The organism is Chlamydia muridarum str. Nigg (assembly GCF_000006685.1).
GTDB lineage: Bacteria > Chlamydiota > Chlamydiia > Chlamydiales > Chlamydiaceae > Chlamydia > Chlamydia muridarum.
Map to the genome: position 1 here is coordinate 607843 of NC_002620.2, position 15729 is coordinate 623571.

Here is a 15729-nt window from a genome sequence, read left to right on the forward strand (position 1 = left end):
CCATCGAATGTCTTTGCATCTCAATCATCGGGTCTTTTCGTTTGATAGTGATTAGCCTTGCAAGGTACGCAAGGCTGGCTCTTTTTTATGATTACCCCAAAATAGAATGATTTATGAATAAAAAAAATACTGTGTTCTCATCAAGACTTGGATTCATTTTATCTATGATGGGAGTTGCTATTGGAGCCGGAAACATTTGGCGATTCCCAAGAATGGTAGCCCAAAATGGTGGAGGATCTTTCATTATTTTGTGGTTATTATTTCTTTTGATCTGGTCCATTCCTTTAATTATCGTTGAGCTTTCTTTGGGGAAACTTACTAAGAAAGCTCCTGTAGGAACTCTGATTCGGACTGCAGGCCCTAAAGCTGCCTGGCTTGGAGGATTTGTTGTCCTAGTAGCAACATGCATACTTGGTTACTACTCTAATATTGTAGGCTGGGGGTTTAGCTACTCTTTCTATGCTTTATCTGGGAAAATTTCCCCCGGGAATAATTTCCCCCAACTTTGGGCAAATCATTGTCAAAGCTGGATGCCTCTGAGTTGCCACTGCCTAGCTTTATTTCTATCCTATTGCGTAATTCGGAAAGGAATCGTTAATGGAATAGAATCTTGTAACAAAATCCTAATCCCGCTCTTTTGTATTTGTTCTCTTGTTTTATTAGCGAGAGCCGTTTCTCTTCCCAATGCGTGGGAAGGCATTCGCCTACTATTTGTTTTTAACAAAGAGTCCTTATCGAATTACAAAGTATGGATAGAAGCTTTAACTCAAAATGCTTGGGACACTGGAGCTGGATGGGGGCTTCTCCTTGTGTATGCAGGATTTACTTCAAAGCGAACAAGTCTGGTCACGAATGGAACGATTACCGCTGTCACCAATAACCTTATTTCCTTTCTTATGGCTGTGATTGTTTTTTCTGCTTGCGCATCTTTGGATTCCACAGAAATGTTAGGATTAAAAGAAGGCGTTGGTGCATCTAACATAGGCATGGCCTTTATTTATCTTCCCGAACTATTTACTCGATTACCTCAAGCTCATCTCCTTTCGACTGTTTTTAGTGCAATCTTCTTCCTAGCCTTTTCTATGGCTGCACTATCTTCTATGATCTCAATGCTATTTCTGTTATCCCAAACATTAACAGAATTTGGAATCAAAAAACATATTGCAGAGTCTTCAGCAACGATTATTGCTTTCCTAATCGGGGTTCCCTCTGCACTGAGTCTGAAATTCTTTGATAACCAAGATACTGTATGGGGAATTGCTCTTATTCTCAATGGTATGATTTTCATTTATGCCGCAATTAGTTATGGGATCCCTTCGTTGAGAAAAGAGGTTATCAACTCAGTGCCTGGCGATTACAAATTAAAGGCTTATTTTGATGTTTTAGTAAAATTTTTACTGCCTTTAGAAGGAGCATTGCTACTCGCTTGGTATTTTTATGAAGGAGCTCTACTTCCTCAAGGATGCTGGTGGAATCCATTTGCTTCTTATAATATTTTGAGTTTACTCATGCAGTGGGGACTAGGAGCAGGAGCATTATTTCTTCTTAATCGCCGATTATATACAAGATTTTATTTGAACAACTAACCCCTAACTAGGTTGCTTGTAAGTCTTTTGCATGGTATACTCATCGGTCAGTTGGGGTTTTCTCATTCATTGAAAGCCCCTTGTTGTGATTCTTACAGAGGGAAATATGGTTCATTCGGTATGTAATCCAGCGACACCAGAGGGTGTTAGCCAAGTCTCTATTCAGACCAATAACATTTCAACTAGCAAGAAAGTAGTTGTCGCCATACTAACATTTTTTGCACTTACAGCTATCGCTGCGATAGTTCTTTCTATCGTTACGGTTTGTGGAGGCTTTCCTTTTCTTCTCGCCGCATTGAATACTGTGACTATCGGAGCTAGTGTGTCCTTGCCCATATTTACCTGTATAGCCACGACACTATTACTCCTTTGCCTTCGCAATATTGAACTTCTTACAAGGCCTCAATCATTCACTATTTCTACCAAGCTTACTACTCAAGATAAGCTTTGCGATTAAAAAAAACTGTTGGAAATCAGTTTAATTAGGGAACAAAAATTGTAGCTCTATGACCTACCCCGTATCCGATACATCAGGAAGAGCCGTATCTTCTTGCCCCACTTCCCCATCTTCTCCAAAGAAAAAAGGATTGGTCTCCCCTTCCGCTGCAGGCATTCAAGGGGGGCAAGGAGTCACTGTTTGGGGACCCGCAGACCCATTCTTTACGGTTCCGGTCTATCCGCAGCAGCTTGCTTCTATGCAAAATAATTTATTTATATTGCAAACAGAGGTCTCTTCTTTAAAGAAAAAATTAGTTCAATCTAATCAGCCACAGGGATCTTCTTTAGGACGAGGACCTCAATTCCTAGCAGCATGTTTAGTTGCGACAACAATCCTTGCTGTAGCTGTGATTGTCTTAGCCTCACTAGGTCTTGCCGGAATTCTTCCCTTTGTTATTGTTTGTCTGGCTGGAGCAACTAATGCCGTTTGGGCAATTGTTAGCGCTTCCATTGTTGCATTGATTTGTTGTACTTCTATCGCCAGCATCTTTCTAACAAAATATGACCGAACAACTTCAGAGAAAAATTTATATATAAACTAGTATTTTGAATTAGAATTAATTTTTAAACTCCTTGAAATTAAGAATTAATTCTATTAACATGTTACTTTTTTTATAAAGGAAGACGAGCGTTGCGAGCCTTACGTTTTTTGCTCAGTTTACGTCGTGGGGAAGAGAAGCGAGCTTTGTTGTTTCTCTTATTGGGGCTTGTTTGGAGCGTTGCTTGTTACGGTTCGCTAGCTCTAGGTGAGAGCTTATTTTTAGAAGAAATAGGGACTAAGAAGTTGCCATTTGCCTATTTAGGAGCTTCCTTTTTCCTATGCTTTATTTCTTGTGTGGTCCTCTATAGTCTTTCCCGGAAAAGGGCGTCTCCAAAAGCTCTTTTTCTTTCTTTTATATCTTGCGTACTCGTTTGCAATCTTTATCTCTTCTGGCATCTTGCTATACATAGAGGAGTTTCTGGCACCCCAATTTTTCTTTATAGAATTTTGATATGGGGATTGACGATTCTATGTTATGCAAATTTTTGGGGATTTGTAGATCAATTTTTTAATATTCAGGATGCAAAACGTCATTTTTGCATCTTTAATGCCATAACATTTTGCGGAGACTTTCTAGGAGCTCGTATTGTTAATCAGATTCAGCATCTTGGAGCAGAACTCATTCTTCTCTCATTTATTGCTGTAATTGTCTTCACTTTCCCTTTAGTACACTACATTTCATCTTCACTCAAAGAGCTTTCTGAAGATCATGATCTTTTCCTAGATACCGGTTATCCCCCATCTGCGAAACAAGCTTTTAAGCTATGTTTGAAAGATAAATACACCTTTTATTTGGTTAGCTTTTACTTTCTTTTGCAATTGCTCGTTGTATTTACTGAATTCAACTATTTAAAAATTTTCGATGCTCAATTTGGAAATGCTAAAAATTTTGAGTTAACAGAGAATTTTACGAAATACTCGTCCTGGATTTCTCTGGGAAATATGTTCTTTGCCTTATTTGCTTATAGCCGAGTAATCACAAGGTTTGGAATCAACAACATCATTCTCTTTGCTCCAATCTGTTTCTTTAGCTTATTTGTCTGCTGGTCAATTAAAACTTCTGTCCTTATAGCGACAATGGGGATGATTGCTAGGGAAGGACTCGCCTACGCTTTAGATGACAATAATCTACAATTGTTGATCTACGGAATTCCTAATAAGATCCGAAACCAAGTACGCATTGCAATAGAATCCTTTGTTGAACCTGCAGGTATGTTTATCTGTGCCTTACTTTGTTTGTTTATACCCCACCAATACATACTATGTATTATCATCTCTGCAGTTTGTATTCTTTTGGCACTGCTTCTACGGACTCGTTATTCCGGAGCCATTCTTAGAAATCTTTCTTTAGAATCCTTACATCTCAGACGTTCTATATCCGAATGGTTTACAGAGATGAACGACACTGAAAAACGCCAAGCAGAAATTCTGCTGTTAACTCATCTAAAAAATCCTCAAGAACGCCATCAAATGTTTGCGTTCCAACATCTTCTAAATCTTAAAAATCGAGCTGTTCTTCCCAATCTACTTCTTCATATGAATAAATTAGGTTTATCAGGGAAACTTAGAACCCTAAACATGTTAAAAAATAGTGTTTGGGCAAAAGATTTTCTTACTTTAGAACTTCTAAAACGATGGAGCAGCCTTCCTCAACATCCAGCTATCGCCACTGCCATTCACCTTTATTTTGTAGAACACGACTTACTCAGCGTCTCTGATGTTGCAGATGATCTTTATGATCAATCTGGGGATCGCCTGTTCGCAGCTATTCTTACCGTAAGAAAGCACAAACCTTGTGGAGAATATCAGGCCCTTGCTCAAAGACGCCTCACAGAAATTCTTCAATCTGAAGATCCAGAGTTAATTATTAAAGGACTTTCTATCTTATCCTTGGAACGCAAACCTTCGAATTTCCTTACTATCCTTCCATTCCTGACCCATTCAAATGAACGAGTTTTCCTACAAGCTTGTTTGGCTTTAGAAAGCTGTGCAGATAAACAATATAGTCAATATGGATCCGATATTCTGACTGCGCTTCAAAAAACCAAGGATCTACAGGCCTCCATAGCCCTACTTAATGCTTTATCCCCTCTGTTAAACGCTCCTTTAATTCAGGAATTTATTACTATCACAGTCCGGCTCAAAAATATTTTACGGAAGCAAGCGGAAGTAATTTTAGCTTCTCTATCTAAAGAATGTGTCCCAATCCTAATTGAAATCATCTCCAATCCCTCTTTACATAATAACTGCCGTATTATGGCAGCAAAAGCACTAAGCCGCATAGATAATCGCCAACTCAAACGTCTGGCTTTGAAAATTTTAAAATCCAAGGCTGCTAAAGCTTTGTTCTATGATTATCATAAAAACTTCATACAAAAACGCTATCCTCACTACGATCTCCATCTCCTTATCGAAACTTTAGAAGCCAATTATCATGCTGAAGTAAATTTTATGCTGACTTTCTTAGCAATCATTGGCTCAACAGATTATGCAGACGTTTTAATTAGGTCTTTAACAGGGAAAAATTTAAAGGCTCGCGCCCAGGCATTAGAATCCTTAGAAAAGGATTGCGAAAGCCACTTATTTACTCTCGTTACCCCTTTCGTATATCGAGATACCCATGCTTTTAATGAAAAATATTACATGAAAAAAGGGGTTGAACCTTTAGCTATAGAAGAGCTTCTTAACTGGATTGAAACAACTCCTTTTCATCTTAGTAAGCTTGCAGCTTTGCAGCTAAAAGAAGAGCTCTCTCTTTGCGATGCAGAGTTCTCCTCTGCTTTACAGAACTTTTCGAAGAAACAAAAAACCTCTATACTACCCCGAGAATATATAACAATCACTTAGCTTTAATCCCCTAAGAGGAACTTCCTTGAACCTTATAGACAAAGCCTTTCTCCTGAAAAAAACTATCTTATTCGCTTCTTTGGACATGGATGTACTGCTTTCGATAGCAGATAAGTCTGAGGTCATGCTCTTTAAGGCAAGCTCTGAAATTTTTTCAGAAGGGCAACCGAGCTTCAGCTTATATGTAATAGCTGAAGGCTGCGTCAGGATTTTTGCCAAAGAACCTACCATCAATGTACGTCTCAAACCTCTTGATTGCTTTGGAGAAGAAAGTTTTTTTAGTAGCAGAGTTCGAGAATATTCAGCAGAGGCTATTACTTTAGTAAAAACGCTGGTATTAAATAAAGGACAGTTTTTAAGCATTATCGAAGAATGTCCTTCTGTTGCTTTGGCTCTCTTAGAACTATATTCGAAACAAATAGTCTTCCGAAACCAATAAAAAACCCACAGCTTCCACAAAGGTAGCTGTGGGCCGTGAGACTCTTCTTTGCAAAGAGTTTAGTTTTGACGCTCTTGGATGTACTTAATTACGTCACCAACCGTACGGAGTTGCTCGGCATCATTTTCAGAAATTTCAAAAGCAAATTTCTCTTCTAAAGTCATAATCAACTCTGTTAAGTCCAAACTGTCGGCATTAAGATCCTCTATGAAAGAGGAACTTTCTTTGACGTCCTCAGGACTTACTCCGAGCTGATCAACTATAATTGCCTTTACATCATCTTCTAAACTCATCCTATGATCCTTACTTTCATTTCAAAATGAAGCGCCTTCCATCTTAAGCAGATGGACGACTTATGGCTGCTCAAAACAACCATTGGTTTTCTCGCAGAGTCTACAGCAAAAAAATCTAGCTTTGTTCAAAGCTAGAATAACTAATCCCTACAAGTCTACTCTTTCGCACATTCTATGCGTAAGGGTTCTTAGTAAACTGAGCATCCTGCACAGCTACTGTATTCCGGCTGTATAACAGCCAACAAAATGCCTCCTAAATAAAAAATTTAGAAGGACTTAGGGCGAGAAGCACAAACCGCTCGCGAAGATAAAGAAGAAGTTACCACGAAAAAACTTAATTTTTCAAGATAACCTTTCCCAACTCCTTAAGCCATACCCCCGTCAACACTCAAAACCTGTCCTGTAATGTATGAAGATTGATTAGAAGCCAAGAACAAAGCAGCCATAGCAATTTCTTCCGGAGTACCAACTCGTCCTAAAGGAACTCCCTTAAGCCACTCATTTTTTAAATTATCACTTAACCCCTTAGTCATATCAGTATCAATGAATCCTGGAGCTATACAGTTAACTCGAATATTTTTACTTCCAACTTCTTTAGATAAGGCTTTACTAAATCCAATAATTCCTGCTTTAGCAGCAGCATAATTTGTTTGCCCAGGACTTCCTCTTAACCCAACAATAGAACTAATATTAACAATCGCCCCGGACCTAGCCTTAATCATAGGCCTTATAACTGCAGAACAAACGTTGTATATAGATCCCAAGTTCGTATCAATTACAGACGACCACTCTTCTTCAGACATTCTCATTAAAAGAGAATCGCGAGTAATGCCTGCATTATTAACAACAACATCAATAGTTCCATATTCTGCTAAAAATTTTTGAACTTGAGCAGAAACCATATCGTTTTTACTGACATCAACAAGAGCAAACGACACCTTGCTTCCGGTTTTATCAGAAAGATCCTGGGCAGCAGATTTCCCAGCCTCCTCATTGATTCCCCAGATTTGAACATTAGCCCCATGCTCAGCGAATAGTTTTGCTATGCCAAAACCAATTCCCCTAGAACCGCCAGTTACAATTGCAGCTTTGTTTACCAATAAGCTATTCATTCAAAACTCCGACAAAAATTCTCTATATCTTCTACAGATCCTAAATGTTTACAAGGAGAGGCAAGTCCTATAGACCGACAAAGCCCCGTCAAAACATTTCCAGATCCAAGTTCAAGAAATAAATCTACTTTGGAATCAATTTGAAAACAAGTTTGATACCATAACGTTGGAGAAGTCATTTGTTTAACCATTAAAGAACGAATCATTTCGCTCTCTTGTACCAACTCCCCTACTACATTAGACGCGAATGCTATGCTCGAATCTCTGATAGCTAACTGATATAAATAGGGAGCCAATTCGTCTTGAGCAGATTGCATAAGTGGAGTATGAAACGCTCCAGATACTTTTAACATGACTACTTTTTTGGCTCCTAACTCTCGGAGAACTACAGCAGCTTCTTCTACTTTATCCCGAACCCCTGCGATGACAATCTGCTTGGGAGCATTGTAATTAGCCACCCAAATCCCACTACCTAAAGACTCTAAAGCTGGCAGCACAATATCTGCAGTTAAGCCTAAAACTGCAGCCATCGCTCCTAGGGACTGTTCACAAGCTGCATTCATAAGTTCAGCTCGCTTTTGTACAACACGAAGTCCATCTTCCAAACTTATACGTTTAGATGCCGTTAAAGCAGTATACTCTCCTAAACTTAGACCAGAAACCAAAACAGGGTTAAAAGAACAGCGTGCTGATAAAATCTCTAATACAGCCAAACTATGAAGATAAATAGCTAACTGACTATTTGTTGTTTTCAATAAAGTTTCTTCTGGACCTTCGAACATAATGGAAGACAAAGAGAATCCAAGAAACTCATCTGCTTGAGCGAACAACTGTGTCACTTCTGGATACTGTTGATAAAGATCCTTGCCCATTCCAACGAATTGACTACCCTGACCAGGGAATAGCAACCCTATACGCTCCATAACATGGTCTCCTCTATTACATTTGCTGTAAAATCACAGCTCCCCAAGACAATCCCCCTCCAAAGGCAACTAACAATAGTCGCTCTTTCGAATGAATATCGTGCGTACGCAATAGCTCGTCTAATGCAATTCCTACAGAAGAAGCTGCAGTATTCCCATATTTAGCGAGAGTTTTAAACACTCGTGAATCCTCAACCGCAAACCGTTTTGCAATTGCATCAATAATACGTTCATTCGCCTGATGAGGAACCAACCAGTCTATATCTTCCTCTTGCAAACCAGCTTCCGTAATGCATGTTTTAGCAGCAAACTCCATTCGACGCACTGCATGCTTAAACACCTCCTTACCTTCCATGGTAATGAAATGTTGCTGATTTTGTATGGTATCCTGAGAGGCTGGACAACGACTTCCTCCTGCTGGTAGCCGTAAAAGGTCTCCTTGTTTTCCATCCGCTCCCAAGTTCACTTTGGATATTTTTAAAGATCCTGGTCTTGAAGGACCGACAACACAAGCCGAACCCCCATCTCCAAACAATACACAAGTATTACGATCTTCGTAATTGACAAAGGAAGATAATTTGTCTGCTGCAATCACAAGGACACACTGATACATCCCAGCTTCAACATACGCCTTAGCTATAGACAACCCATACAGAAAGCCCGTACATGCAACTAAACAATCAAAAGCAGGCACCTCTTTAATCCCTAAATAGGCCTGGGCTAAAGCGGCACTAGATGGGAAAATATAATCTGGAGCTGCAGTAGCAAACACAATGCAATCTATCTGGCTTTTGGAGATTTTAGCCGCCTCTATAGCCTTTTCCGCAGCTTTTGCTCCCATAAAGGATGAAAACTCTTCAGCCGAAGCTATCCTACGTTCTTTAATCCCTGTCCTAGTCGAGATCCATTCATCAGAAGTCTCAACCATTTTCTCCAAATCTGCGTTTGTCAAAACTTTTTTAGGCAAATACGAACCGGTTCCCCAGATCGACGCTCTCACATCTTTTTTCACATGCACCTGCAAACAAAAAGAAAAAACCGAGTATACTGTTAGAGGAGTTTTATACCCTAACCTTTATTTTGCATCTATCCCCATAATCGATTATCTAGGTCATGGACCTCAATTGGCTTGAAAGACATGTTAAAATATCCCGACTACATTTCTAAACTCATCTCATTTTTAAAAAAACTACCTGGCATTGGGTTTAAATCGGCAGAAAAAATTGCATTTGAATTATTAGAATGGGATCCTTCTCAAGTCGAAGCAATGGGACTGGCAATGCAAGAATTTTCTGCTTCGCATGCCACATGCCCAGACTGCTTTTGCTTAAAGACTAGCAAAACTTCCTCTTGTGATTTTTGTAGCGAATCTAGAGATTCTTCGTTTTTATGCATCGTTGCAACACCTAAAGACGTCTTTTCTTTTGAAAAATCAAAAATTTTTAAAGGACGTTACTTCGTTTTAGGAAATCTCCTTTCCCCTATTACAGGAAAACATCTATCTTTAGAAAAACTAAACATCCTCAAGCAACGAATAGAAGATTTTGCTCCAAAAGAAATGATTATCGCCCTTGATGCAACATTGGAAGGAGATGCTACAGCCTTGTTTTTAAAACAAGAGTTCTCCCATCTTCCCATAAAAATTTCTAGATTGGCTCTCGGCATGCCTGTTGGGTTATCTTTTGATTTTATAGATTCCAACACTCTTGCAAGAGCTTTTTCTGGAAGAAATTGTTTTTAAGCATTTTTTTGCAAGGAGAAATTCTTTTCAAAAAACACGTTTTGGAATATGCTTGAGTCGGTTTAGTTAGTTTTTTACTATCAACCAGCAGCCCCTCTGAGTTCTCCCCCGAACCTGCTAGAGGGGCTGCTTTTTTTCATCTTTTCAGCTAATTCTCTTTCAATTTTACCGTTTCACAGGCTCAACTTTCTTACTAAATTTGTAGGGCTGGCCAAATTATCCTCGATTCTCTATTGTAATTGGATAGGTCTTGGGTAGTCTCTCCTCAATGCGCATAGAGGCAACTGTGAGGATGGCTTTTGGCCAAAAAGGATGGCAATCTCTTTCCTAAAAAAGAAATGGCACCCTACTTAATAAGAGTAGAAATAAAGCTTCATCCCTAGCGAAGACTTTTCTAGATAAAGGAAGTAATAATGCTTGGAATACGAAAAAAAACGATTCTGCAACTCGCTATTTTACTGTTGCTCCCCTTTTCACAAAACGCCTTTGGAACATCTCCTGAAGGACGTATGGTGGTACAATCCATCACTATTGAGACTCGAGGAGAAAATGCTCAAAATAAGCGGGCTATTCCCAAAATAAAGACAAAGCAAGGGACGCTGTTCTCTCAAACTGATTTTGACGAAGATCTAAGAACTCTCTCGAAAGATTTCGACCGCATTGATCCTATTGTAGAGTTTCGCAATGGGCAAGCTGTTATTTCCCTTATTCTGACAGCAAAACCCGTTATCCGACACATTAACATCTCAGGGAATGAAGCAATTCCTACTCATAAAATTTTAAAAACCCTAGAGCTTTATAAAAACGATCTTTTTGATCGAGAGGTTTTTTTCAAAAATTTTGATGCTTTAAGAACCCTTTACTTAAAACGCGGATACTACGATTCTCAATTGTCCTATTCTCACGATCATAATGAGCAAGAAGGTTATATTGATATCTCAATCCAAATTAAAGAAGGGCCCTACGGACGGATAAAAAAATTAACAATTTCAGGTATTACTCGTACAGAAGCCTCTGATTTGGGAGACATAGTTTTAACCAAACAGTACTCTACAACAACAAGTTGGTTCACTGGAGCAGGGGTATACCATCCAGACATGGTGGACCAGGATCTCTTTGCCATAACAAACTATTTTCAAAATAAAGGTTATGCAGACGCAAAAGTCACAAAAGAAGTCTCCACAGATGCTAAAGGAAACCTCTCTCTTGTTATCAACGTAGATAAAGGGCCCCTGTATACTTTAGGTCACGTACATATAGAAGGTTTCACAGCTTTATCCAAGCGGTTACTTGATAAACAACTGTTAGTGGGCCCCAATTCCTTATATTGCCCAGAAAAAGTTTGGGCTGGAGCTCAAAAAATCCGTAATGCCTACGCTAGATACGGATATGTAAATACCAATGTAGACGTATCTTTTGCTGTTCATCCAACGCTCCCAGTTTATGATGTTACTTACAGGGTTAGCGAAGGAGCTCCTTACAAAATCGGACTAATCAAAATCAAAGGGAACACACACACCAAACATGACGTAATTTTACATGAGACAAGTCTGTTCCCTGGAGATACTTTTGATAGATTAAAACTAGAAGATACGGAAACTCGATTACGTAACACAGGCTACTTTAAAAGTGTGAGTGTCTACACGGTACGCTCACAATTAGATCCTTTGGACTCAAATAACCTTTATAGAGACGTTTTCATTGAAGTCAAAGAAACCGAAACAGGTAACCTAGGACTGTTCTTAGGATTCAGTTCTATAGACCATCTGTTCGGAGGAGCAGAAATTTCAGAAAGCAATTTTGATTTATTTGGCGCCCGACACTTATTCAAAAAAGGGTTTAAATCCTTAAGAGGTGGTGGGGAATATCTTTTCTTAAAAGCCAATTTAGGAGACAAAGTTACTGATTATACTGTTAAATGGACAAAACCTCATTTCTTAAACACCCCATGGATCCTAGGAGTAGAATTAGATAAATCTATTAATAAGGCTTTATCAAAAGATTATTCCGTTGATACCTATGGAGGAAACATCAGCACGACATACATTCTTAACGACAAACTGAAATATGGGATGTATTACCGCGGGAGCCAAACGAGCCTAAGTTTAAGAAAAAAAACAGAAAATCCTAACAAACCTGGACCAGATCTAGATAGTAACAAGGGATTTGTTTCCGCGGCAGGGCTTAACGTTCTTTACGATTCTATTGACAATCCTAGAAAACCTACTATGGGTATTCGGAGCTCTTTGAACTTTGAGTTGTCTGGATTAGGAGGAACCTATCAGTTTACAAAATTAACAGCCAGCGGCTCTATCTATCGCCTGCTAACTAAAAAAGGTGTTTTGAAAATTCGTGGAGAAGCTAAGTTTATTAAACCTTTCGGTACAACCACAGCCCAAGGAATTCCTGTTAGTGAGCGCTTCTTCTTAGGAGGAGAATCTACCGTTCGTGGATATAAACCATTTATTATTGGGCCTAAATTTTCTCCAACAGAGCCTCAAGGGGGCTTATCTTCCTTATTGCTAACAGAAGAGTTTCAATATCCTCTAATTTCTCAACCCAGCATCAATGCATTCGTTTTTCTAGATTCGGGCTTTATTGGCACGGAAGAGTACACTATTCGACTCAAAAATCTCTGTAGCAGTGCCGGATTTGGGTTGCGTTTTGATATGATGAATAACGTGCCCATTATGTTAGGTTGGGGTTGGCCTTTCCGCCCAACAGAAATTCTTAATAATGAAAAAATTGATGTATCTCAAAGATTCTTCTTCGCTTTGGGAGGAGTGTTCTAGAACCCGAAAGGAAAAAGAGTCCCCTCTTTTTCCTTTCACCTATCTGCATATGTTTTTATAGGAAAGAATTATGAAAAAGTTCTTATTGCTTAGCTTAATGTCCTTGGCTTCTTCAACCGTGTTTGCAGCAAGTTCTACAAATACAATTGGAATTGTTAACCTACGTCGCTGCCTAGAAGAATCTGAACTAGGCAAAAAAGAATCTGCAGAATTTGAAAAAATGAAAAATCAGTTCTCTAACAGCATAGGGAAAATGGAAGAGGAACTGTCTTCTATTTATTCTAAACTGCAGGACGACGATTACATGGAAGGGCTATCCGAATCTGCGGCAGCTGAATTAAGAAAAAAATTCGAGGAGCTATCTTCAGAATACAACACAGCTCAGGGGCAGTATTACCAAATACTAAATCAGAACAACCTCAAACGCATGCAAAAAATTATGGAAGCTGTGAAAAAAGCCTCTGAGGTTGTTCGAATCCAAGAAGGCCTTTCAGCGCTTCTTAATGAAGATATTGTCTTAGCTATTGATACCTCTTCAGACAAAACGGATGCTGTTATTAAAATTCTTGATGATTCTTTTCAAAATAATTAACATGCGAAGCTAGCCTAGGAGTGCCGTATGTCTCAACCCGTTTATTCTCTTAAACAATTAGCTGATTTTTTAAATGTCGAGTTTCAAGGAAATGGAGCCACACTTCTTTCCGGTGTTGAGGAGATAGGAGAAGCAAAAGCGGCACACGTTACTTTCTTGGACAATGAAAAATATGCTAAACATTTAAAATCATCTGAAGCTGGCGCCATCATTCTTTCTCGAACGCAGTTTCAAAAATATCGAGAATTGAACAAAAATTTCCTTATAGTTTCAGAATCCCCCTCCCTAGTTTTCCAAAAATGCTTAGAACTATTCATAGCTCCTGTCGACTCTGGATTTCCAGGCATTCATCCTACTGCAGTTATTCATCCAACAGCAATTATTGAAGAACATGTGTGTATCGAGCCTTATGTTGTGATTTGTCAACATGCTCGTATTGGAGCGGCTTGTCATATTGGAACAGGAAGTGTCATCGGAGCCCATTCTTCTATTGGAGAACATTCTTATATTTATCCTCGCGTTGTTGTTAGAGAAAGGGTTTCTATCGGCAAACGCGTTATCATCCAACCGGGAGCAATCATAGGGTCTTGCGGGTTCGGTTATGTTACCAGTGCTTTTGGGCAGCACAAACATTTGAAGCACCTAGGAACAGTAATCATTGAAGATGATGTAGAGATCGGTGCTAACACGACTATTGATAGAGGAAGATTTAAGCATAGCATTGTACGTGAAGGCTCTAAAATTGATAATCTTGTACAAATCGCACATCAAGTCGAGGTTGGTCAGCACAGTATGGTAGTAGCGCAGGCTGGGATTGCAGGGTCAACTAAGATAGGCAACCACGTGATTATCGGCGGACAAGCTGGTGTAACAGGACATATTTGCATTGCTGATCATGTTATCATGATGGCGCAAACTGGTGTCACAAAATCCATTACCTCTCCAGGGATCTATGGAGGAGCTCCCGCTCGTCCATATCAAGAGGTTCATCGTCAAGTCGCCAAAATACGCAATCTTCCTCGCCTTGAGGAGCGTATCGCATCGCTTGAAAAATTGGTACAGAAGCTAGAAGCTCTTTCTGAACAACATTAATTTACTTGAGTTATCAGACGAAGCTTTTGCATTCACAACAAAGGACTCTTGAAAGCTCTTTTTTTTAAGAGCAAAACTTTGATAAGCTTTTTACGAATGATTTCAGGGGAGACCTTTCCTTTCGCAACCAAATGTAGCAAACGCTTTTTACTGAACTGAAACTCCTCTAAAGAAGAAAACGTGAAGACATCTCCTCCTTTATGTAAAATCTCAATTGCTATTTCATCATTATGAAAAATATGGCTCCCGGAGAACCGCAAATATGATCTATCTATATTTGCTGATAGCGCGGCAATAGTACCCAGGAGATCATAATTAACAGAAATAGGATTCAACCCCTCTCTTTCTTCTCGAACCGAAGAATGAAATACTTCTCCTTGGACAATCTGAGATTGCTGAAGTCCTCGACATAATTCAGAATATTTCCTAGCATCCAGATCTAAGATTTCCTTGTATATCAGAGTGATAGAAACCTTTCTTTCTTTAAGGAAAGTGCCTACTGCCTCTCCGAGTTGAAAAAAATCTTCTTTTTCTTGAAACGGAGCCCTTTTTGTATAAGAACAATATGCCTGCAAAGCATAAGAAACCGTTGTAGCTATCAACACGGGAACCGTTCTTGCCCGATTCACTTGGTATAAATATTTATCAAAAGACTCGAAAGGCCCTGCCGAAAATAAAATGCCCCCCAACTCTCTTTTCTCAAAAGCTATGAAAAATTTTAAAAAATCTTCCCACCCTAGATTTAGAGGAGGCGTATAAAAAAATAACTGGGCTAACTGATGTCTAAATGATTCCAAAGAAGAAAATAAATCTTGGATATCTTTTAATTCTTCTTCAGAACAAGGGAACATTCTGGTACGCCTCAATGATTGAGTTCCTAAAGAAATATCTTGCTGTCTCGGGAAAAAATCGGTTCGTTTTCGAATAGCTAAAAGCTTATTTTCTAATTCCCTATCCTGCTCCTCCCTTACTTCTGAAGATTGTCTATTTTCTCCTGAAACTCCTGAAAATTCTCCCACACCAGGAACTCCCTGAGGCAACACGCCAAAGAAGGAATTAAAAAAATTCACTATAAACCTCTCGCCAAAAATTTTGAGCGAAAATTGTATTTTCTTATTCGTTAAAACACAACAGAAGAAAAATGCTAAAAAACCATCTGTAAAACACTCTGAGCAAAGAAAATAAATCTTTGAAAGAAAAAACGACCCAATCCGTTTTTCTGGGTAGTGCTGAAAAATTGTTTTGTGTAGCATAGGCTTTTCGCCCAGCGACA

14 protein-coding genes are annotated in these 15729 nt (G+C 39.0%); 9 read left to right on the forward strand and 5 right to left on the reverse strand.

Annotated features, from left to right (window positions below; genetic code table 11):
- Positions 1 to 113: 113 nt before the first annotated feature.
- The 5 genes from TC_RS02550 (at position 114) to TC_RS02570 (ending at position 5911) form a co-directional block, all read left to right on the forward strand.
- Positions 114 to 1586, forward strand: coding sequence for a sodium-dependent transporter (locus tag TC_RS02550; protein WP_010230624.1), 1473 nt, complete (start codon positions 114 to 116; stop codon positions 1584 to 1586).
- Between the two features lie 106 nt (positions 1587 to 1692).
- Positions 1693 to 2043, forward strand: coding sequence for an inclusion membrane protein IncB (gene incB / locus TC_RS04805; protein ID WP_010230626.1), 351 nt, complete (start codon positions 1693 to 1695; stop codon positions 2041 to 2043).
- 49 nt (positions 2044 to 2092) lie between these two features.
- The gene (locus TC_RS02560; protein ID WP_010230628.1) at positions 2093 to 2626 is read left to right on the forward strand and encodes a membrane protein; all 534 of its coding nucleotides are present in this window, start codon (positions 2093 to 2095) and stop codon (positions 2624 to 2626) included.
- Between the two features lie 47 nt (positions 2627 to 2673).
- A complete protein-coding gene (locus TC_RS02565) occupies positions 2674 to 5472 on the forward strand; it encodes a hypothetical protein (protein WP_179943808.1) in 2799 nt (932 codons plus the stop codon).
- Between the two features lie 25 nt (positions 5473 to 5497).
- A complete protein-coding gene (locus tag TC_RS02570) occupies positions 5498 to 5911 on the forward strand; it encodes a cyclic nucleotide-binding domain-containing protein (RefSeq protein ID WP_010230631.1) in 414 nt (137 codons plus the stop codon).
- Between the two features lie 59 nt (positions 5912 to 5970).
- Here the strand turns inward: TC_RS02570 and acpP are convergent, their stop codons facing one another.
- The 4 genes from acpP to TC_RS02590 form a co-directional block, all read right to left on the reverse strand.
- The gene (acpP, locus tag TC_RS02575; protein ID WP_010230632.1) at positions 5971 to 6204 is read right to left on the reverse strand and encodes an acyl carrier protein; all 234 of its coding nucleotides are present in this window, start codon (positions 6202 to 6204) and stop codon (positions 5971 to 5973) included.
- Positions 6205 to 6569: 365 nt separating this feature from the next.
- Positions 6570 to 7316 carry a 3-oxoacyl-ACP reductase FabG gene (fabG, locus tag TC_RS02580; protein WP_010230638.1) on the reverse strand — a complete coding sequence of 249 codons (747 nt, stop codon included), beginning with the start codon at positions 7314 to 7316 and terminating at the stop codon, positions 6570 to 6572.
- A complete protein-coding gene (gene fabD / locus TC_RS02585) occupies positions 7313 to 8239 on the reverse strand; it encodes an ACP S-malonyltransferase (RefSeq protein ID WP_010230641.1) in 927 nt (308 codons plus the stop codon). The genes fabG and fabD overlap by 4 nt, the downstream gene beginning before the upstream one ends.
- Before the next feature lie 16 nt (positions 8240 to 8255).
- Entirely contained in the window at positions 8256 to 9239 is a 984-nt protein-coding gene (locus TC_RS02590) for a ketoacyl-ACP synthase III (RefSeq protein WP_010230644.1), read from the reverse strand.
- 138 nt (positions 9240 to 9377) lie between these two features.
- On the opposite strand from TC_RS02590, the gene recR reads away from it, so the two are divergent.
- From recR to lpxD, 4 genes are all read left to right on the forward strand, one after another.
- A complete protein-coding gene (gene recR / locus TC_RS02595; RefSeq protein WP_010230647.1) occupies positions 9378 to 9980 on the forward strand; it encodes a recombination mediator RecR in 603 nt (200 codons plus the stop codon).
- 413 nt (positions 9981 to 10393) lie between these two features.
- Positions 10394 to 12772 carry an outer membrane protein assembly factor BamA gene (bamA, locus tag TC_RS02600; protein ID WP_010230650.1) on the forward strand — a complete coding sequence of 793 codons (2379 nt, stop codon included), beginning with the start codon at positions 10394 to 10396 and terminating at the stop codon, positions 12770 to 12772.
- A 70-nt stretch (positions 12773 to 12842) separates the two neighbouring features.
- Positions 12843 to 13364 carry an OmpH family outer membrane protein gene (locus TC_RS02605; protein WP_010230655.1) on the forward strand — a complete coding sequence of 174 codons (522 nt, stop codon included), beginning with the start codon at positions 12843 to 12845 and terminating at the stop codon, positions 13362 to 13364.
- 27 nt (positions 13365 to 13391) lie between these two features.
- Positions 13392 to 14456 carry a UDP-3-O-(3-hydroxymyristoyl)glucosamine N-acyltransferase gene (gene lpxD, locus TC_RS02610; protein WP_010230662.1) on the forward strand — a complete coding sequence of 355 codons (1065 nt, stop codon included), beginning with the start codon at positions 13392 to 13394 and terminating at the stop codon, positions 14454 to 14456.
- Between the two features lie 32 nt (positions 14457 to 14488).
- On the opposite strand, the gene TC_RS02615 is transcribed toward lpxD, so the two are convergent.
- Complete coding sequence (locus TC_RS02615) at positions 14489 to 15709, reverse strand: hypothetical protein (RefSeq protein ID WP_010230664.1); 1221 nt, start codon at positions 15707 to 15709, stop codon at positions 14489 to 14491.
- Positions 15710 to 15729 lie beyond the last annotated feature (20 nt).